The organism is Achromobacter sp. ACM03 (assembly GCF_014851665.1).
GTDB classification, from domain to species: Bacteria; Pseudomonadota; Gammaproteobacteria; order Burkholderiales; family Burkholderiaceae_B; genus Achromobacter; species Achromobacter aegrifaciens.
Map to the genome: position 1 here is coordinate 161,986 of NZ_JACVAD010000005.1, position 18,697 is coordinate 180,682.

Annotated in this window: 17 protein-coding genes; 5 read left to right on the plus strand and 12 right to left on the minus strand. The window is 65.9% G+C overall.

From position 1 onward, the window contains the following. Positions 1-830: 830 nt before the first annotated feature. The 3 genes from IB257_RS22405 to IB257_RS22415 form a co-directional block, all read right to left on the minus strand. Entirely contained in the window at positions 831-2,357 is a 1,527-nt protein-coding gene (locus IB257_RS22405) for an FAD-binding oxidoreductase (protein ID WP_054453543.1), read from the minus strand. Positions 2,358-2,364: 7 nt separating this feature from the next. Then, positions 2,365-3,732, minus strand: a complete 1,368-nt coding sequence (gene glcF / locus IB257_RS22410) for a glycolate oxidase subunit GlcF (protein WP_175214190.1) — start codon at positions 3,730-3,732, stop codon at positions 2,365-2,367. A 107-nt stretch (positions 3,733-3,839) separates the two neighbouring features. After that, positions 3,840-4,796 carry a helix-turn-helix domain-containing protein gene (locus IB257_RS22415; protein ID WP_054453540.1) on the minus strand — a complete coding sequence of 319 codons (957 nt, stop codon included), beginning with the start codon at positions 4,794-4,796 and terminating at the stop codon, positions 3,840-3,842. Between the two features lie 147 nt (positions 4,797-4,943). Between IB257_RS22415 and IB257_RS22420 the strand changes: the two genes are divergently transcribed. Next, a complete protein-coding gene (locus IB257_RS22420; protein WP_054453538.1) occupies positions 4,944-5,909 on the plus strand; it encodes a tripartite tricarboxylate transporter substrate binding protein in 966 nt (321 codons plus the stop codon). Between the two features lie 304 nt (positions 5,910-6,213). Here IB257_RS22420 and IB257_RS22425 read toward each other — a convergent pair whose 3' ends face one another. Genes IB257_RS22425 through IB257_RS22435 form a run of 3 tightly spaced genes read right to left on the minus strand, consistent with a single transcriptional unit; the run spans position 6,214 to position 10,018 of the window. Beyond that, entirely contained in the window at positions 6,214-7,254 is a 1,041-nt protein-coding gene (locus tag IB257_RS22425) for an XdhC family protein (RefSeq protein ID WP_192492839.1), read from the minus strand. A gap of 2 nt (positions 7,255-7,256) precedes the next feature. Then, positions 7,257-9,548, minus strand: a complete 2,292-nt coding sequence (locus IB257_RS22430; RefSeq protein WP_192492840.1) for a xanthine dehydrogenase family protein molybdopterin-binding subunit — start codon at positions 9,546-9,548, stop codon at positions 7,257-7,259. Then, on the minus strand, positions 9,545-10,018 hold the full coding sequence (locus IB257_RS22435) for a (2Fe-2S)-binding protein (protein WP_054453532.1): 474 nt from the start codon (positions 10,016-10,018) through the stop codon (positions 9,545-9,547). The genes IB257_RS22430 and IB257_RS22435 overlap by 4 nt, the downstream gene beginning before the upstream one ends. Before the next feature lie 396 nt (positions 10,019-10,414). Here IB257_RS22435 and IB257_RS22440 point away from each other — a divergent pair, with 396 nt between their 5' ends. Beyond that, positions 10,415-10,804 carry an OsmC family protein gene (locus tag IB257_RS22440; protein WP_054453530.1) on the plus strand — a complete coding sequence of 130 codons (390 nt, stop codon included), beginning with the start codon at positions 10,415-10,417 and terminating at the stop codon, positions 10,802-10,804. Between the two features lie 39 nt (positions 10,805-10,843). On the opposite strand, the gene IB257_RS22445 is transcribed toward IB257_RS22440, so the two are convergent. From IB257_RS22445 to IB257_RS22465, 5 genes are all read right to left on the minus strand, one after another. Continuing rightward, entirely contained in the window at positions 10,844-11,449 is a 606-nt protein-coding gene (locus IB257_RS22445) for a hypothetical protein (RefSeq protein WP_192353434.1), read from the minus strand. A 64-nt stretch (positions 11,450-11,513) separates the two neighbouring features. Beyond that, positions 11,514-12,632 carry a glycosyltransferase family 4 protein gene (locus IB257_RS22450; protein ID WP_192492841.1) on the minus strand — a complete coding sequence of 373 codons (1,119 nt, stop codon included), beginning with the start codon at positions 12,630-12,632 and terminating at the stop codon, positions 11,514-11,516. After that, positions 12,607-13,563 carry a glycosyltransferase family 9 protein gene (locus tag IB257_RS22455; RefSeq protein WP_192492842.1) on the minus strand — a complete coding sequence of 319 codons (957 nt, stop codon included), beginning with the start codon at positions 13,561-13,563 and terminating at the stop codon, positions 12,607-12,609. The genes IB257_RS22450 and IB257_RS22455 overlap by 26 nt, the downstream gene beginning before the upstream one ends. Positions 13,564-13,746: 183 nt before the next feature. Next, entirely contained in the window at positions 13,747-14,097 is a 351-nt protein-coding gene (locus IB257_RS22460) for a hypothetical protein (RefSeq protein ID WP_054453523.1), read from the minus strand. Between the two features lie 215 nt (positions 14,098-14,312). Next, the gene (locus tag IB257_RS22465; protein WP_125472929.1) at positions 14,313-14,846 is read right to left on the minus strand and encodes a DUF421 domain-containing protein; all 534 of its coding nucleotides are present in this window, start codon (positions 14,844-14,846) and stop codon (positions 14,313-14,315) included. A gap of 107 nt (positions 14,847-14,953) precedes the next feature. Between IB257_RS22465 and IB257_RS22470 the strand changes: the two genes are divergently transcribed. The 3 genes from IB257_RS22470 to IB257_RS22480 all read left to right on the plus strand — a co-directional run bounded on the left by IB257_RS22470 (position 14,954) and on the right by IB257_RS22480 (position 17,606). Continuing rightward, a complete protein-coding gene (locus tag IB257_RS22470) occupies positions 14,954-15,133 on the plus strand; it encodes a hypothetical protein (protein ID WP_125472928.1) in 180 nt (59 codons plus the stop codon). Positions 15,134-15,307: 174 nt separating this feature from the next. Next, complete coding sequence (locus IB257_RS22475; RefSeq protein WP_054453518.1) at positions 15,308-15,706, plus strand: PRC-barrel domain-containing protein; 399 nt, start codon at positions 15,308-15,310, stop codon at positions 15,704-15,706. A 145-nt stretch (positions 15,707-15,851) separates the two neighbouring features. Continuing rightward, the gene (locus IB257_RS22480) at positions 15,852-17,606 is read left to right on the plus strand and encodes a hypothetical protein (protein WP_192492843.1); all 1,755 of its coding nucleotides are present in this window, start codon (positions 15,852-15,854) and stop codon (positions 17,604-17,606) included. Here the strand turns inward: IB257_RS22480 and IB257_RS22485 are convergent. Continuing rightward, positions 17,603-18,688, minus strand: coding sequence for a mechanosensitive ion channel family protein (locus tag IB257_RS22485; protein WP_192492844.1), 1,086 nt, complete (start codon positions 18,686-18,688; stop codon positions 17,603-17,605). The genes IB257_RS22480 and IB257_RS22485 overlap by 4 nt on opposite strands. Positions 18,689-18,697 lie beyond the last annotated feature (9 nt).

Genomic DNA, 18,697 nt, shown 5'->3' on the forward strand with positions numbered 1-18,697 from the left:
ACCGCGCGATTGACGGCCGTGGCTGCACCTAGGGCTCTCGGGCTCGAAAGCCACTCGACGGGGCGGTGTGCTTGGCCTTGTCGCCTGGAATTGGTCAAGGAGATCAAGCCGGCGATCTAACGCATCAATGTGCATGATCGCTTTTGGGGATGAATCGTCCTTAATATCCTCTGCTCAATGGCTACGCGACATGGTTGAGCGGTGACAGCAGGCCGTGTGCGGATGTGATGTTCGAGAAGTTCGTGAGTAGTTATCGCGCTGCTTTGTGGCGTATCGCTGCTCATACACGGGGCGCCGATCGGGCTCGAAGATGGCCTCCATGGTAATGATGTAGCGCTGGCCGTTGGCCAACATTAGGCGAAATATCCAAAGTGTGTGTGCGGTCTCGCTCTGGACTTTGAAAGTCGCGATCTTCTCCACCTTCACCAACTTATCGACGGAGTACTCGGTGCAATCATGCCCCAGCGGCCGATGACGGCTTCTCGGCCCGGTACCGCGTCGTCTCAGGCATCGTGCTCTGGAGGCCAACGGATGAGCGGCCCCAGGTATCCGGGCCACAATCTGACTTGGCCGGCAATGGGATGCCCCGGGCCCGGAAGCACTTCTCCATCTGTTCCAGCTTCTTGAGCGCGGTGTGGCGGCTGCACGTTGATGGACCTTTGCGTTAGAACAGACGGTCTATGAACCGCATAAAACCGTAGCAGAAAAAAGAGAGCTGTTCTAACGCAAATATTAGAGACCCGCGAAAAATCAACGCGTTAGGTCGATTTTCCACGGGCCTTCTAAGCCTGAGGTCGGGGGTTCGAGCCCCTCCTGCCGCGCCAATATCTTCATTCGATCCCGTACTTCCCCGGCGCAATCACCCCATTCGGATCCAGGGCCGCCTTGATCGATGCGCAAGCTCGCACCAGCTCCGGCATGCGCTGCGCCTGGTGGAACTCGTGATACATCGTCGGCGCACGCCCCACGAAAATGCCTCGATCGGCGAACAGCTTGGCCAGTGTCCGGTAGCAGGCATCGGCGCGGGCGGTTTCGTCGGCGTCCTCGCGGTTGTAGATGATCGCGTGGATGGCGCGGGCGAATCGAGCGCCGCAAACGTTTGACAGCAGGTATTCCAGCCCGTGGTCGCGGCAGATGCGGCGTGCATCTGCCTGCAGGCTATTGACGATGTCACCCGCAACCGGGGAACCCGCCGACAGCCAGATCGCGCCGCCGCCCGGCCGCCAGCCCAGCATCTTCAATTCGCTGTCGGTCGGCACGCCGGTGTTGGAGTTGATGGCGATGTGCAGGGGGCCGATGTCCTCGGCTTCCTCCAGGGGAATCTGGCGTCCCTTGCCCGAGGCCAGGAAATGCTGGGCGATGCGGTCGATCTGGGGCTGTACGGCGGCGCGACTCGCGCCGTACACGGCGCCTGATACGGTCCAGGATCCCAGGTCATACTGCCTGCGCAGCGCGGCGCGGCCCTCGTCGGACAGCGCGTGTTTGCCGCCGCTGGCCGCGTATTCGGGGTTGGTGGCCGCCGAGGACAGCAGATACAGGTCGTTGGTGGCGCGAATCAGCGTCGGCACGAAATTGCTGAGCTTCAGCGGACGGATGCGTTCGACGATCTCCCCCAGATCTTCGTCGTCGGGGAAGGTGAAAAAGAAGGGTTCGATATGCGGCGGCCGGGGCATGAGCCACATGCCTACGCGGGTGACGATGCCAAAGTTGGATTGGGAAAACAGGCCGTCCAGCGTGGGGCCGAAGCTGTATTTGGAGACGTGCCAGTTGGGATGCGAGGAACCCGCCAGGCTGCCGTCGCCGGTGCGGATCACGTCGCCATTGCCGAGCACAACTTCCATGCCGCAACTCATGCCGAAGTGATCGGCGTAGGCGCCGCTGCCGCCGCCCTTGTCCAGGGCGTTGGCGAGGATGCTGCCCTGCGATGGACCTGCGGTCGGCGAGATCATCAGCTTGCTTTCCCGGCGCTGCAGCTCGTCGTGCATGGCGCGGAAGCTCACGCCGGGTTCGAGCACGCAATAGCCCAGCGTCTCGTTGACTTCCAGGATGCGATTCATGCGCCGGCCCAGGTCCACCACTACCTGGCCGGGACGGATGGGCGAGCGGGTGCCCAGACCGATGTTCTGACCATTGCTGATGGGATAGAGCTGAACGCGGAAGCGATTGGCCAGGCGCACCAGCGTTTGCACCGCCTCGGTCGAGTCGGGGTAGGCGACCGCGCCGGGGCGCACGTCGGCGCAGGGCAGGGTATGTTCGCCATAGCGTCCGAGGACGTCGTCACTCAGCGAGATCGCGTCCGCGCCAAGCTCGGCCGCCGCCGCATGGGCGAAATCTACGATAGGGTCATTGGAAGGCATACGTCTTTCACCACAGAAGATCGCCGCTGCCGGCGGTTGTCGGAACCGGCGTGGCCGCCGGCGTTGGAGTGTCGGCCGCTGCCTGCGGCGGCTTGGGCCGGAAGTCTTCAAGACCGCGTGGGGGCGGCCCGCCGGTGGCCCAGTCCAGCAGCTGGACCGTATGCGCCACGGGCACCGGCGTGAAGCGCGAGATCTGCACCAGGCATCCCATGTTGCCAGCGGCGATCACGTCCGGTTGGCCGGCCGAGGCGTGGGCCGCCTTGCGTTGTCCCAGCCGGTCCGAGATGGCCGGCTCGAGGATGTTGTAGGTCCCCGCCGAGCCACAGCACAGATGCGATTCCCCGATATCGCGCACCTCCATGTCCAGCTTGCCCAGCGCGCGGCGCGGCGGCCGTTCGATTTTCAGGCCGTGCTTGAGTGAACAGGAGTCGTGATACGAAACGGCCAGGCCTAGCGCCGAGCCGCTGGCGGTCAGCGACAGACTGGCGGCGATTTGCGAGATGTCCTGAGTGGCCTCGACCACCAGGCGCACCTGCGTCGACAGTTCGGGGCGGTCAGACAGTAGCTCTTCATAGCGTTTGATGACGGAGCCGCAGCCCGATGTGGTGCTGATGATGGCGTCGATCTGCCCCGCCAGCAGCGCGGCCGACCAGCTGCGGACAGCCTGTTCCATGTGCCGGGTGGCGGCCTCGCGCCGTCCCATGTGCAGTTCGAGCGCGCCGCAGCATTGCACGCCGGGCACGTCGACGACGGCGATGCCGGCGCGTGTGAGCAGCCGCTTGGCCGAGGCGTTGATCTCGGCGCCGAGCACCGATTGGGCGCAGCCGTTCAGCAGCGCGACGCGGCGCGTCGGGTTGGCGGGCTGCTGCGGAGCGGCTTCGGTGCGTGGCGCAAACGCCGCGAGTGCGGGGGCGCTGGATAGGGAGGCCAACGCGCCCAACGGGCCGCCGAGGCGGCCGGCGGCGCCGCGCAGCAACCGGCCCGCGGCCGCGGCCGGACGCAGCAGCGCGGGGGTTGTCAGTACCCGGGCCAGCGCTGAGCGCAGCAAGCGCTGCGTCAGCGGGCGGGCCTTGCTTTTTTCGATGTGCTCGCGCGCGCCGTCGATGATGGCGTGATACGAAACGCCGGCCGCGCAGGTGGTTTCGCACGACAGGCACGACAGGCAGCGGTCCAGGTGGCGCACGGCGGCCGGGCTGGGCGCTGCGCCGCTGTCCCGCATTTCGCGCGCCAGGGCGATCCGGCCGCGCGGTGAATCCAGCTCTTCGCCATCGAGCACGTAGGTGGGACAGACTGCGGTGCAGAAGCCGAAATGCACGCAACTCTCGGCGGCAGCGCGGACCGCGTCGGGGCGGTGAATGGTGATGGTCTTGGGCATGGTGCGACGGAAGCTTGCCGGCCAGGGCCGGGATGAAGCTCATTCTGCCGTCGGGCCGTGCGCGGGGCTGTGCCCAGCGCGTCAGCGGACGCCGCCCAGGGCGTCAGTCAGCCGCGGGTCTGCCCTTGCTTGAGCAGATTTACGGGCAATTCGCCGTATCGCTCGGAGAAGCGCCGCGTGAAGTGGGAGAGATTGTTGAAGCCGCAGGCGAAGGCGGCCTCGCTGACCGTGCGGGTCTTGCCGGCCGCCAGCAGCTCATGCGCGAGCGTCAGGCGGGCCTGCACCACGTAGGCTTCGAACGACAAGGCGGCATGCCGCGCGAACAGGCGGTGTAGGGTGCGGACCGATATGCGGCAGGCTGCGGCCACCGTTGCGGGCGACAGGTCCGGGTTGGCGATCGCCGTATCGATATGGCGCTTCACGCCGACGAAGCTCAGTTCGGTGGAAGGGGGCGCCGCGGCGTCCGCCAGGGATGCGCAATGCAGCGCCACGATTTCGATGACGGCATCCAGCAGCGTGTCGACGGTGCGGTCCTGCAGTTTGACCGTCGTATCGGTCAGCAGGCGCATGGCTTCGGTAAGCACGGGCGCGAACGGCATATCGGCCGGCAGGCTGGCCGGCGCGCGTAGCCGCCGCATGCCCGGGGCGCGCGCGCTCAAGGCGTGGCGTGGCAACAGCACCAGCCGGCGCGAGGTTGTTTCTGGGAACGTGATGTCGAACGCGGATCCGGTGTCGAGCAGCCCGAATTCTCCGGGCCGCAGGCACAACTGCTCGTCACCCTGGGACATCAAGGCGCTGCCCTGCAATTGCAGGCTGAGCATGATGTGATCGCCATTGAGACGGCTGACTTGCCGCTGGGAGCGGCGGATCATGTGCGGGGAGCTCGCGAAGTTCACGAGCCGGACTCCCGCGCGGTTCTGGCTGGACATGGTGCCGGCGAATCCGGCGTCGGGTTCGGCGCGGAATTCAGAATCGAGCACACCGGCGCAGACCGCATCCTGCCAGAACGCCAGGGCGTGCTGGCCGTGGTCGTGGGTGCTCCAGTTGTGCCATTCAGGTGCCATTTCGGCTCCGGGGTCCGTTGCGTGCTGTCGCTGCCAGCGGCATCGGCTGGCACGTTGGGTCGTGCCCAATGTAGCGAGGCAGTGGAGAATGGGCCATCCGTGCATTCCCCAGTAACGGCGTACTGTGTTCAACGAATGGAGCGTGGCATGAAACGGTTTCTATCTTTGTGGGCAGGTGCAGCGCTCGCGTTGTCGGCTTTCTGTGTCGCGGCGCAAGAGTATCCGGCACGGCCCGTGCGCATGATCGTGGGCTTCGCGCCGGGCGGCGGCAACGATATCCTGGCCCGCCTGATGGCCGAGCAGTTGCAGCGCCGCCTGGGCCAGCCCTTCATCGTGGAGAACCGGCCGGGCGCCAGCGGCGCCATTGCGATCGGCGCCGTCAAGCGGGCCGAGGCCGACGGCTATACCTTGCTGGTGGGGCCGAGCAGCGGCATGACCGTCAATCCGGCCATCTACAACAACCTGGACTACGACCCGGTCGCCGATTTCGCGCCGATCTCCCTTGTGGGGGATATTCCGATGATCCTGACCGTCAAGGCTGAAAGCTCGGCGCGCTCGGTGGCCGATCTGGTCGGCCAGGGCAAGAAGAGCGGCAAGCCTCTGTTTGCAGGCTCGGGCGCCAACTCCTTCCAGCTCGCGACCGGACTCTTCGCCAAGCGCGTCGGCCTGGAAGCGGAGGTGGTCAACTACAAAGGGAACTCTGCCGTGGTCGCGGCCTTGTTGGCCAACGAGATCGACTTTGCGCTGATCGACACTGCGGCCGTATTGCCCCAGATTCGCAGCGGCCGGCTGAAAGCGCTGGCCGTCACGGGGGCGAAGCGCTTTACCTTGTTGCCCGACGTGCCTACCGTCGCGGAGTCTGGCGTGCCGGATTTCGCAATGTCATTCTGGTCGTCCCTGTACGCCCCTGCGGGCACGCCGCAAGCCGTCATCGAGAAGCTGCAGAACGCCGTATCCGCAGCCGTGCGAGAGCCCGCCGTGGCCGATCGCCTGCTGGAACTGGGCATCGATCCTGTAGGTAGCGCACCGCAGGTCCTGGCCGATACCATGGCCCGGGAGATTCCGATGTATGCCGCGGCCGCCAAGGAGGCGAACCTGTCGCCAGTGCAGTAGGCGCGTGGAGACGACCTGTCCGAATTTGTCCTTTGCTTTACTGCAACTGTCGACAGGCGGAAGCTGGCCGTCCGCCGGCTATGAGTGATAGGTGCTGACTCGATGTCCTAAATAATTCCGCAAGATATACAGGGGCGCTTACGGGGACTGCTGGTGCTGACCTCCTCCCAGTTTCCACGCGGACCGCTCTAGCTATTTGATCAGTTTCTTGCTGTCCAGGTGTGTATGGCACACACCTGAGTGCTCCGAGCCATGTCTTGCACGGGGCTTTTCATTTACCCTTTCACTACCCAGGGCGCGATGCTCATGGCGTCAGGGGTTGGGTCATCGCCACGGGACCGTGTGCTGCAGGTAGCCCCCGGCAAGAACCATCGACGATGGCAGGCAATACAACCTCGTTCTTCACGGCAAGTATCTCCGCCATGATGCTCACCGCGATTTCCGCGGGCGTCTTGCTGCCGATATTGATGCCGACTGGCGCATGCAGCCGTTCCAGGGATGCGGCGGTTTCGCCGAAATGCTCCATGAAGCGTTGCCTGCGGATGCCCGTATTGCGGCGTGAACCGATGGCGCCCACGTAAAACGCCGGGCTGTGCAGCGCTTCCAGGAGCGCGAGGTCGTCCAGCTTGGGATCGTGGCTCAAGGCGACGATGCAGGTGCGCGTGTCGGGGGCGAGGGCCAGCACGGCGTCATCGGGCATTTCCCGGGTGATGTGCACGCCGGGCACGGACCAGCTGCCCACTTGTTCTCCGCGCGGATCGCAGACGGTCACCGCAAAGTCGTTGAACAAGGCCATGGTGGCCAGGTATTCCGCCAATGCGCCTGCGCCGATGAGCAGCATCCGGTACTGCGGCCCCAGCGTGGAACAAAGCGTCGCGCCGTCGAATTGCACTGTGGCGGGCGTCGAGGCCGGCGCCAATGTCACTGCTCCGGTGGCTACGTCAACGGTGCGCTGGACCAACTGGCCGGATTCGAGCCGCCGGACCAGGGCGTCCAGCGTTTCGTAGTCCGGCTGGAACTCCAGCAGCAGCTCCAGCGTGCCGCCGCAAGGCAGTCCGAACCGGCGCGCTTCGTCGGCTTCGATCCCGTAGCGCACCAGTTCAGGCGCGCCTTGCGCGATGGCGCCTGTGCCATGGGCGCGGGTGTATCGATGAATCAGGTCGTCTTCGATGCACCCGCCCGAAACAGAGCCGACGCAGCGCCCGTCTTCGCGCAGCGCCATCATGGAGCCGACGGGGCGCGGGGAGGAGCCCCAGGTCTTGACCACCGTGGCCAGCAGCAGCCTGTGCCCGTCCGCCAGCCAGGCGCGGGCTTCGCGCAACACGCGGACGTCGACCGTCTCCATGCCTAGGCTACCCTGCGCACCGGCAGGCTGCGGATCCGCTTGCCGGTGGCGGCAAAGATGGCATTGCTCAGCGCGGGCGCCACGGGCGGCACCGGGGGCTCGCCCACGCCGCCAGGAGGCAGGGAGTGATCGTCGTTGACCAGATGCGTGCGGATCACACGCGGCGAGGCATTGTGGCGCAGCACTTCATAGTCGTGGAAGTTGCTCTGCTTCACGCGGCCGCGTTCGAACGTGATCTCGCTGGCAAGGGCAAGGCCCAGGCCCATGATGGCGCCGCCTTCCATCTGTGCGCGGATGCGTTCGGGGTTGATTTGCGGACCGCAGTCCATCGCCATGTCCACGGCCACCACGCGCACCTCGCCCTTTGCATCCACGGCCACCTCGACCACGGTGGCGGTGTAGCTCATGAAGCTGTAGCAGAATGCCAGCCCAAGGCCGTGGCCCTGGGGCAGTGTTCTGCCCCATTCCGCGCCTTTGCAGGCCGCTTCGATCACGCCGCGCAGGCGGCCCGTGTCGTAGGGATAGAGCTCGGGGGATTCTGAGTAGTTCCAGGTGTCGGCCATTGTGCCCGGGTCGATCCTGCGCGCCGGGCCGATGAGGTCGAGCGCGAAATCCTTGGGGTCCTTGCCCGCGCGGTGGGCCAATTCGGCGATGAAGCACTGGGCAGCGTAAGCGTGCGGAATGTTGGCTACCGAGCGGAACCAGCCAATACGGGCATGGGCCTCCACTTCGGCCGTTTCCACCCGGACGTTGGGAATGCGGTACGGCATGTTGATGGCCGACATGGCCGATTCGAAGAGCTGCTGGCCCTTGGCGCCTTCCGAAAAGAGGGAGGCGATGGTGGGGGCGGCACTGCGGTGCAGCCAGGACTGGACCTGGCCGTTCTTGTCCAGAACGGCCTCCAGGCGTTCGACCGACACGGTATGCAGATAGTCATGATGAATGTCGTCCTCGCGAGTCCACACCAGCTTGACTGGCGTGCCTTCGGGCATGGCGCGGGCGACGATGGCTGCCTCGTCCACGAAATCGGGCTTGGACTTGCGGCCGAACCCGCCGCCCAGCAGCAAGACATTGACCGTGACGTCGGCGGGCTCCAGTTTCAGCCGGGCGGCGACGGCATCGCGCGCGGCGATGGGGTTCTGGATCGACGTCCAGACCTCGGCGCGGCCATCCTTGATCCGGACGGTGGCCGCTGGCGGTTCCATCGAGGCATGGGCCAGATGGGGAACGTAGTACTCCGCGGCGACGCGCTCGGCTTCGGGCGCCTTGGCCCAGGCTTGCGCGGCATCGCCCTGGCTGCGCATGGTCTTGCCGGGCTTGCGCGCTGCCGATTCCAGCGTCTGGCGGTAGGCACTTGAGTCGTAGCTGCCGTTGGGGCCGTCGTCCCATTCGATTTGCAGCGCGTCGCGGCCTTGGCGGGCCGCCCAGGTGTTGCGCGCGACGATTGCGACGCCGCCCAGGGGCTGGAATGCGGGCGCCCCTTGCATTGGCGGAATCTCCACGACCTTCAGCACGCCGGGCACGGCCAGCGCCTTGGCGCTGTCGAGACGGCGCAGCTTGCCGCCGACGACAGGAGGACGTGCGACGACGGCATAGACCATGCCGGGCAGGCGCATATCCATGCCGTAGCTGGCCTGGCCCTTGCCGATGGCCTCCAGGTCCACCAGGCGCACGTGCTCCTTCCCGATATAGCGGAACTCGGCCCGATCCTTGAGCTTGAGGGCATCGCCCGCGGGAACCGGCTGTTTGGCCGCGTCCGCCGCCAACTCGCCATAAGTCAACCGGCGCCCGGAGGGCTGGTGCAGCACCTCGTGTTGCACCGCTTTGACCTCGGCCACAGGAACCGACCAGCGCGCTGCCGCCGCTGCTTCGAGCATCTGGCGGGCGGCCGCACCGACGCGTCGCATGGGCATCAGGAAGTGCCGCACGCTGCGCGAGCCATCCACGTTCTGGTTGCCATAGCGCGCTTCATCGGCCTGCGCCTGCATGACCTTGACGCGGTCCCAGCGCGCTTCCATTTCGTCGGCCACCACCATGGGCAGGCTGGTGCGCACGCCCGTGCCCATTTCGGCGCGGTGCGCGACGATGGTGACGGTGCCGTCCGCGGCGATGCTGACGAAAACCAGCGGGTCGTCGACGGTGCCGCCGGGCATGCTGTCAGCGCCGTACTTCTGGGCGGGGGACTCGGCGGCCCAGGCTGCCGTGATCAAACCCCTGGCCGTGACCGTCAGGGTGAGCGCGCCCAAGGCGCCCTGCAGAAAGCCGCGCCGGGAAAGTTGAGCGATGTGCGTCATTGCTTGCCTCCCTGGGCGAGGAGCCTGGCCGCCTGCTGGATGGCTGCGCGGATGCGAGGATAGGTGCCGCAACGGCAGATATTGCCGCTCATGGCGTCCTCGATGTCTTGGTCGGTCGGCTGCGCCGAGACCTTGAGCAGGCTTACCGCCGTCATGATCTGGCCCGCCTGGCAGTAGCCGCATTGGGCAACGTTCTGTTCTATCCAGGCCTGTTGCACCGCCCGGCCGACCGCATCCGCCTCTATCCCTTCGATGGTCGTGATGCTGTGGCCTGCCACGGCGGAGAGCGGGGTGACACAGGACCGGATGGGCGCGCCGTCCATGTGCACGGTACAGGCGCCGCACAACGCCATGCCGCACCCGAATTTGGTGCCGGTCATGCCGAGTTCATCCCGTAAAGTCCAGAGCAAGGGCGTTTCGCCCGGGACGTCGATATCCTTGGCCTGGCCATTGATTTGAAGTTGGGTCATGGAGGAATCCTTGGTGGGCGGGCATGGCAGGCGAAAGCTTGCCTGAACCTTGAGTGAATCACTTTTTCAAATCGGAATTCTGCCTAAAAATTCAAAAAATCTGCCTAATTGTTCCAGACAGAACTTAAGGGCGACGAGCCAGAGCTGGCGCCTGGAGCCCACGCGAACGGCTCCTTCGGATCGTCGAGGGTCAGCCCCGAGGATGTTACGCCTTCGGCCGGCCCGTCGGTGAGCACGGTGTATCCGTGCTGCCAGGTCGCGTGCAGGCCCATTTTTTCGGTTGCGCTGCAATGACGTCCACCCTGTCACATCCCATACCAGCATCTCCGCTGGCCTTCCCCGGTCCCCGATCCAGGCCTAGCCTGTCGGCTCTTTCATCTTCGACAGGAGACCCGCATGGTGAAAGCGAAACGGGTGGGCGTGCCCTATGGCGTGGAAGTAACGAACGGCCAAAACGTCCTGCTCTCCGACACGCAAAAAGACGGCAAGGGAGGAACTGCGGGCATGCGGCCGCACGAACTTCTTGAAAGCGCGCTAGCGGCCTGTGTCTGCATGTCCATCGGCATGGCCGCGGACCGCGCCGGCGTTGCGTTGCCCGAGGCGACGGTGCAGGTGGACATCGATAGGCTGGATGACGAAACCGGATTCGAGGTGAGTTTGCGCTTCGCTGCGGCGCTGACGGCGGCGCAGCAGGATCTGGTTCGCGACGCGGCGCAGGCATCGCCGGTTGCGCGCACGTTGGGCAAGACGGTGCGGGTGCGGCCAGCTGTGTTCCTGGTGGCCTGAAGAGGATGCGGGCAGAACGCGCTTCTGCCCGAGGTTCACCTACTGCCCGAACTCATAAACATAACTATTCGCCGACCCTGCCGCTTGGTTGTACAGCGGGCACCAGCCGTTGACCGGGGCCACTTCGCAATACCGGTTGCGGCCATACACCTGGGCGATCTTCCAGTCCTGGGTCTTGTCGGCGCGTTCCAGCAGGTACTGCATGCGCACGCCGCGCTCCTTGCGGTCGCGTTCGTCGTTGTCCACCGGAAAGCCGGGCGTGGAGGGCGTGGTGTTGCGGATCTGGGCGACGACGAAGGCGCGCGTGTCGGATTGGACATCGACGTTGACGACACTGCGCTCGTAGATCTCGACGCTGCATTTTTGGTCGCCGTTCTGCCGGGCCTGCAGCTGTGCGGTGCTCAGCGCGTCTTCGGCGGCGCTGAAGGGACGGTAGAGTTCGGCCAGTTCCTTGCAGGCGGTGGCGGTATAGCGGTCGTGCGCGTCGCGCACCTGCCACCAGGATTTCACCGCCGCTTCCGGCGTGTTGGCGGCCAGCTGCAGTTGCGGCGTGGCGGCTTGAAGCCGTTCCCAGGGGGTCTCTTCCTGCTTGGAGCAACCCGTCAAGGCGATTGCCAGAACGAGCAGTAGGGCGGGCTTGGTCACGGTACTGAATCGGGTAAACAAATCGGGGGCACCATGATACCCCTTCCGCCGTGGCGCCCGCCCTTCAGGCGGGGCGCAATGCCCGCTTGTACGCTTCCAAGGTGCTGAACATCTTGCCCGCAAGCCGGAAATTGGCTTCGGCGTAGGCCCGGGCGTTACCGATCATGGCTTCGGTTTGTCCCGGATCGCCGCGGATTTGCATGATGCGGTCCGCGTAGCCGGCGACGTCGCCGGGCGCAGCCAGCCAACCGGTCTGGCCCGGCGTGACGATTTCCGGCAATCCGCCCACGTCGCTGGCGACCACGGGGCGGCGCGCGGCGAACGACTCGGGTACCACGCGCGACCAGGCTTCGGTGGCCGAAGGCACCAGCACCACGTCGGCGGCGCGGATCATCTCCGCAATATTGTTGCGATGACCGGCGAACACCACATGTTCGGAAATGCCCAGATCCACGGTCAGCTGGTGCAGCGCATAGGCATAGGGCTTGGTGCTGGCGGTGGGCATGCCGACCACCAGCGCGATGGCGGGCAGGCCCTGGCGGCGCAGCCGGTGCACCACGCGCAACAGATCGGCCTGGCCCTTCTCGGGACGCAGCATGCCTATGGTGGCAATGACGCAGGCGCTGTCGGGGGCACGGATGCCCAGTGCTTGCCGGGTGCGCAGGCGTGACTGCGGCGTGTCGCCGGATTGGAAGAATTCGTCCGCGGCCCATTCTCCGACCACGCTGATCCGCTGCGCGGCCGCCAGGCGCGCCGCGACGAGTTCCTGCTTGCCCAGCAGGCTGGTCGCGATGACGTGGTCGCAGCCGATTTTCCATTCCAGCCGGCGACGCGGCGAGGAAGGCATGGGCTTGGCGAAGTGGCGCGTCCTGACGACCGAGCACAGGTCGCGGCACAGCGCGGCGGTCTTGCCGTCGGCGCGACTGTGGCTGTCGATCAGGTCGATGCGCAGCGTCTTGACCGCGCGCCGCAGCTTCAGGACCGTGGCCGGCGAGTAGGCGGCGTCGAAGTCTATGTCCACGGCGCGCAGGCCGCGCTGCCGGGCTTCGCGCCCGATTTCGCTGTCCGCCGGAGCCGCGATCGCCACTTCGTAGCCATGGCGCTGCAGCCAGGAGGATTGCTCGAGGACGCGGAATTCCAGCCCGCCCAGGCTGCGCTCAGCCAGCGTATGCAGGATGCGCATGATGCTCCAGGACTTTGCGGCAGGCGCCCAGCACATCGTCGGGCGTGATGGAATTGATGCCGTCGCGGGGATGGCGGGGAACGACCGCGGCGGAGTAGGGGCGGTCCCAGAACCACTCCGGGTTGGACTCGTTGAATACGCCCACGTAGGGCACGCAAGCGCCTTGGGCGATATGCGACGGGCCGCAATCGTTGGCCACGATCAGGCGCGCACGCAGCATGAGAGCGCTGAGCTCCGGCACCGAGCGGCAGTAGGCGATGGAAAATTCAGGACGCCGCATGGCTTCCAGCTTGTCGCGTTCGATGACCTCTTGTTCTCCCAGCACGAACAGGTAGCGGGTGTCCGGGCCCAGCAGCAGCTTTAGCCTCTCGGCCAGGCGCAGGTAGTTCAGCAGGCTCCAGCGCTTGAACGCGCCGGAGCCGCCGCCAGGGATCATGACCACGTCGGCCCCTGGTTCCTCGTGCCGATGAGGTTGGGCCAGCGTCTGGAAGCAGCGGCGCGCCACGGCCTCGGCGTCGAACTGCCGGTACGACGCCAACAGCCGGAGATTGGCCAAGCCGATGTATTCGGCAACGCTCTTGCGATGGGAGTGCGTCCAGGCCAGGTCGCTCATCCGCGCGTTGTGAAAGCCGAAGCGCATGGTTGGCCGGCGCAGCAGGTTGATCAGGCCGAAGCGTTCGCTGCTGTGATGCAGGCTGACGCAAACCGGGGTGTGCTTTTTGAGCGTGCGCAGATAGTCACCGAACGTGGCGGCCCGGACGAACTCGTCGACCCAGGGCACGCCGCGGTAGAAGCCGGCCAGGTCGTCGCGGGCCACCACCCGGATCCGCCTGGAAGCCCACCAGGTTTTCAGTTGATAGAGCGCCGGCAGGGCGACGATCTGGTCGCCCAGCCGGGGCTGGCTTCTGACATAGACGACGACTTCCGACATGGGCAACCTCGTTTGCACGGCAGTTTTTTGGAGGTCCGCAGACCGCTGCCGCGCAATGTATCGATCCAGTCGAATGAATCTTTCCGAGGTCTTTTAAGGAGTGTGAAGAACCTGCCGGACGTGCTTTACACAACTAAACAACTACGCCCGTATGCGGTTCGCGTTCACGTCGTCGTTGCGCGCTTACTTGGAACCGCCCGAGTTCGGGTAGCCCGGAGGCGGCGCCGCGCCACCGCCCTTGGTGCTGGGCACGTTGTCGTTGGCTTCGCGGTGGCGGCCCTGCTTGTCGGTCTTGTGCATGTCCGACCGGGTGTGGTCGCTCTTGTTCAGGTTGGGCGGGTTGGTCGGCGTGTTCGGCGTCGCATTTGGCGCGGGCGGCTTCTGTCCGGGCGGCACGGGCTGGTTGGGGGGGACGGCGGTGCTGTCGTTGGGCGTGTTGGACGGCGAGGTGGGCATGGCTGACTGCGCCAGCGCACCGGCCGAAGCCAGTCCGGCGGACAGGGCCAGCGCGTAGGTGAAGGCTCGGATTTTCATGAGTACGCTCCTATGTGGGAAATGCTGGAACCTATCCGCAAGCGTCATGCCCGGCTGCGCACGTCTCTCGGTGATCCTGAAAGGAAAGGTGCTTTACCTTGTGAACGCCTCGCGTCGCTAGCGGGCGTTCCATCCCAAGCTCGAACGCACCGGAAAAATATACCGATTCGCGCCGCTTCCTCGCCGGTCGTGCGCATTCCTGCTGCGGGTGGACGCTAACCGCAGGCATCGTCGTCTTCCAGCGTGGAGGCGCCCGCCTTGGAGCGCTCTTGCACGCGTACCACACTGAACTCTCCTGTTGCCTCCAGATAGGCTCTTTCGACCTCAGCCAGGTTGGCGACGCCTTTCAACCTTAGTTGCTCCATCAGTTCGCTGCGGGTGATGTGCTCTTTCCTGAGTCCATGGACCAGCACTTTGCCGGACCGGATCAGGCAGACGCGCTGTGGCTCAAGCAGGCGACGCAAGGGAGGAACGTAATAGCCCACCCGATCCAGCAGGTAGCTCCAGCCGACTATGGTGGCGACAACGATGATGCCGTCCCCCATGGAGTACGAATCGCCCGACATGGCATTGCCCGCGGCATCCGCCACCAAGACCAGCACCAGCATGTCCGCCATTCCCAGGGAGCCCATGTCACGTCTGCCGGAAATACGCAGCAACGCGTACAGCACCCAATACATGGTCGTGCCGCGGATGATCATTTCGGCAAAGCCCGCCTGCAACTCGAAGATTTGGGCGAATTTTTCCATGGCGTTTCGATAGCAAGCGCCGTGCCGCGTGCGGGCAGCGCCGGCACAGACGCAGTTGGGGCATGGCATTTGCTGAGAGGTCGTGATCCATCACGAGGACGACCGCCATGAAACCCAAAGACCGCAAACCCAATCCTTCGGCCGATGACACCGACCGGGAACTCCAGGCCAGCCACCGCGATGGGCAGAACCGGACCAAGAAGGAGGGCCATGTCAGCCAAATAGGCACCGGACAGGATCAGCAAAGCCGGCGCAATCGAGGCGCTGGGGCGCGCAGCAAGGGCTGAGCGGCCGCTGCGTACCGTCCCGCCACCGCGTAAGCAAGGCGGGACGTCTTCGAGTGGCCGGATGGGCATGGCGCTTGCTGAATAGGTCCACTCGGATCGAGCGCAAGAAATGGCGTAGCGATACAGCCATGACCGTGGTTCAACGTGGGGATGGTCCCCGCATAGGAGAGACGTATGGAGCATCAAACCAATATCGTTGGCGGCCCCAAGGATTCCGCGACCGGGCCTGGCCCCGAGATCATGGCGGCGGACACCCTTGACGGCAACGACGTCGTCAACGCCTCGGGGGAAAGCCTGGGGTCGATCAAGGACATCATGATCGACGTGCCGCGGGGACGCGTGGCCTACGCCGTGCTGTCGCGCGGCGGCATCCTGGGCATGGGCGACAAGCTCTTCGCGATTCCGTGGGCGGCCTTGACGCTGGACACCGACCGCAAGTGCTTCATCCTGAATGTCGACAAGGAGGTCTTGAAGAACGCGCCGGGCTTCGACAAGGACGACTGGCCCAGGATGGCGGACGAAAGCTGGGCGTTGAGCGTGCACAAGTACTACAACCAGGATCCCTACTGGTAGGGCGCAGCTCGGGAGGGCGGCCGCGAGCCGCCCTTTTTCCCCTCCATTTTTTTCCCTTTCTTCTTCCCATGCCGGTCGGCCGGCCCTTCCCATGCATACTCCTCTTACCCACGATGCTGTTCAGGCAATACGCCCGGCCCGGTTTTTGGGAAGACGCCACGGCGAACGAGCCCCTGTCTCCCTGGGCCGTCAGGCGGCGCTCAACGGCTTCAGCTTCCAGGCGCCGGCCGGTCTGGCCGCGCGTATCCGCCAGCGTATCGAGCAAGCCGAAAACGAAGCCTGGATGGCGCGTCTGTGGCAACGCGACGCCACGCTGTGGACCGGGACCGATGAGGATCGCTGGCTGGGTTGGCTGCAACCGGGCATGGCGCCCCGGGCGCTCGGCCGCATGACGGCAATCTGCCGCAGGTTGTGCGTGGCCGGGTTCTCCGATGCGGTGTTGCTGGGCATGGGGGGCGCCAGCCTCGGCGCGGAGGCGCTGGCCCGCACGCTGGGCGTGGCCAGCGGAGGCTTGCGCCTGCACGTGCTGGACTCCACCGACGCGGCCCAGGTGCGCGCGGTGCAGTCCGCGGTGGATCTCACGCGTTGCCTGTTTGTCGTCTGCAGCAAGTCCGGATCGACCCTGGAATCGCGCATGCTCGCTGCCTACTTCCATGAACAGGTGGCGCGGCGGCTTGGACGGCAGGAGGCGGGGCAGCGCTTTGTCGCCATTACCGATCCGGGGTCTCCGATGCTGGACCGCGCGCGGGCGGACGGTTATGCCGCCGTCTTCGAGGGCGAGTCGTCCGTGGGCGGGCGCAACTCCGTGCTGTCGCCCTTCGGACTGGTCGCGCTGGCGCTGCTGGGGCACGATCCAGCGGCATTCCTGCGCAGCGCCCGCCCCATGGTGCGGGCATGCGCGGGGCAGGCCCAGGCGCGCACCAATCCGGGGTTGCTTCTGGGAGCGCTGCTGGGCGAGGCCGCATTGGACGGCCGCAACAAGCTCACCATCCTGGCCGCGCCCGGGCTGGAGTACGTGGGGTGTTGGCTCGAGCAATTGCTGGCCGAATCCACCGGCAAGAATGGGCGGGGCATCATTCCCGTGGCCCACGAGCCCGCCGGGGATGCGTGCGATTATGGCCGCGACCGCATGTTCGTCCATCTTGCGCGCTGCGATACGCCCGGCGCCGAGCTGGACACGCGCATGCGGCGGCTGGCCGCTGCGGGATTCCCGGTGGCGCGTTGCGAACTGCCGTCTGCCCAGTCGCTCGGCCAGGAGTTCTTTCGTTGGGAAATGGCCACCGCCGTGGCCGCCGCCGTGCTGCGCGTCAATCCGTTCGATCAGCCGGACGTGGAAGCCAGCAAGGCGCGCACGCAGGCCCTGGCGGCGCGCCACGAAGCCGGCATCGGCGTAGCCGACGTTATGCCCCGGCTGGTCGAAGGCGCGCTGGCCTTCCATGGCGAGGCCGAGGGGGCGACCGCGATCGAGCTGCTGGCGTCGTACTTTGCGGGAATGGATCAGGGCGACTACGTGTCGCTGCTGGCCTATGTCGCCCGGAATCCGGTCCATGACGCGCGCCTCGCCGGGATGCGCTGCCGGCTGCGCCAGGCGACCGGCGCTGCAACCATGGTCGGGTTCGGTCCGCGCTACCTGCATTCCATAGGCCAGCTGCACAAGGGCGGCCCCGCGGGCGGACGATTCCTGTTCATTACCGCGGACGCCGGGGAGGAGCTGGAAGCGCCCGGCCACGCCCTGGGTTTCGCCGCCATGCAGCGTGCGCAGGCCTTGGGCGACATGGAAGAGTTGGCCTCGCGGGGCCGGCCGTGCTTGCGCGTGCACATCTCGGGGCCGGTGGAGGCGGGGCTCGCCCGCCTGGCCGCGCTGCTGGACCGCGCGTTGGTCCCACCGGCGCTCCGCTAGCCGGCTTGCTCATCGGCGTCCTGCCGGGCGGGCGCCGGCAGGTGCACGATGCGTTCGGGGAGCGCCAGCGCGATGCCTGCCGTGTCCAGCTCGCGCATGATGCCCAGGTTGATCTCCTGTTGTATGTCCATGTAGCGGTTGTAGTCCGCTGTCATGACGTAGTAGACGGCTTCGTACTCCAGCGCGTTGTCGCCGAAACGGGCCAGGTGCGCCCGGTCGTAGCGGGTGCCGGATTGGCGTTCGATCTGCTGTCGGATCAGCTCCGGCACGGTGGCGGCGCGGTCCACCGGCGTCATGTAGGTGATGCGGACGGTGAAGATGATGCGCCGTTGCTGCATCCGCTTGTAGTTCTGGATGGTCTGCTTGAGCAGCTCCGTGTTGGAACACACGATCTGTTCGCCGCCCAGGCTGCGGATGCGCGTCGTCTTCAGGCCCACGTGCTCGATGCTGCCGGCCACCTGTCCGAAGACGATGAAATCCCCAGCCTCGAAGGGCTTGTCGAGCCCGATCGAGATCGAGGCGAACAGATCGCTCAGTATGGTCTGGACCGCCAGCGCGACGGCGACGCCGCCGATGCCCAGGCTGGCCACCAGCGCGGTGATGTTCACGCCCAGATTGTCCAGCATGGCCAGCAGGGCGATGACGGCAACCAGTGTGCGCAGCAGGAACCGGAACAAGGTGGCGGTGACGGCATTGACCTGGCCGCGCGCGGCCAGTGCATGATCCAGTCCCACCTCGACTGCCCGGTCGAGCCACAGGGCGAGCTGAAGCGTCAACAGCACGAACCAAAGATGCTGGGCTTTGCCCGCGCTCCAGGGCAGTGGGGCGCCGATGAATTCGGCGCCGATCAGGATGGACAGCAACAGCAAGATGACACAGTTGGTGCGCCGCAGGACCTCGGAGACCGAACGCGCAAGAGGATGGCCTGGCGTGTCGGCGCGCTGCCGCAGCCGCGACCGCGTGATCCGCAAGGCGGCGCTCAGCGCGAAGAACAACGCGGCGCCCGCCGTCAGCGCCAATGCCCACAGCATCAGCGGATGGTCCGAAAGGCCCCGGACCTCAGGCAACCAGTTTGCGAGCATGCCGTCTCC

Bases quoted from the DNA above. Each gene is read 5' to 3' on its own strand.
- IB257_RS22405 (WP_054453543.1), bottom strand. From the start codon at position 2,357: ATGCCTTCCAATGACCCTATCGTAGATTTCGCCCATGCGGCGGCGGCC.
- glcF (WP_175214190.1), bottom strand. From the start codon at position 3,732: ATGCCCAAGACCATCACCATTCACCGCCCCGACGCGGTCCGCGCTGCC.
- IB257_RS22415 (WP_054453540.1), bottom strand. From the start codon at position 4,796: ATGGCACCTGAATGGCACAACTGGAGCACCCACGACCACGGCCAGCAC.
- IB257_RS22420 (WP_054453538.1), top strand. From the start codon at position 4,944: ATGAAACGGTTTCTATCTTTGTGGGCAGGTGCAGCGCTCGCGTTGTCG.
- IB257_RS22425 (WP_192492839.1), bottom strand. From the start codon at position 7,254: ATGGAGACGGTCGACGTCCGCGTGTTGCGCGAAGCCCGCGCCTGGCTG.
- IB257_RS22430 (WP_192492840.1), bottom strand. From the start codon at position 9,548: ATGACGCACATCGCTCAACTTTCCCGGCGCGGCTTTCTGCAGGGCGCC.
- IB257_RS22435 (WP_054453532.1), bottom strand. From the start codon at position 10,018: ATGACCCAACTTCAAATCAATGGCCAGGCCAAGGATATCGACGTCCCG.
- IB257_RS22440 (WP_054453530.1), top strand. From the start codon at position 10,415: ATGGTGAAAGCGAAACGGGTGGGCGTGCCCTATGGCGTGGAAGTAACG.
- IB257_RS22450 (WP_192492841.1), bottom strand. From the start codon at position 12,632: ATGCGCATCCTGCATACGCTGGCTGAGCGCAGCCTGGGCGGGCTGGAA.
- IB257_RS22455 (WP_192492842.1), bottom strand. From the start codon at position 13,563: ATGTCGGAAGTCGTCGTCTATGTCAGAAGCCAGCCCCGGCTGGGCGAC.
- IB257_RS22460 (WP_054453523.1), bottom strand. From the start codon at position 14,097: ATGAAAATCCGAGCCTTCACCTACGCGCTGGCCCTGTCCGCCGGACTG.
- IB257_RS22465 (WP_125472929.1), bottom strand. From the start codon at position 14,846: ATGGAAAAATTCGCCCAAATCTTCGAGTTGCAGGCGGGCTTTGCCGAA.
- IB257_RS22470 (WP_125472928.1), top strand. From the start codon at position 14,954: ATGAAACCCAAAGACCGCAAACCCAATCCTTCGGCCGATGACACCGAC.
- IB257_RS22475 (WP_054453518.1), top strand. From the start codon at position 15,308: ATGGAGCATCAAACCAATATCGTTGGCGGCCCCAAGGATTCCGCGACC.
- IB257_RS22485 (WP_192492844.1), bottom strand. From the start codon at position 18,688: ATGCTCGCAAACTGGTTGCCTGAGGTCCGGGGCCTTTCGGACCATCCG.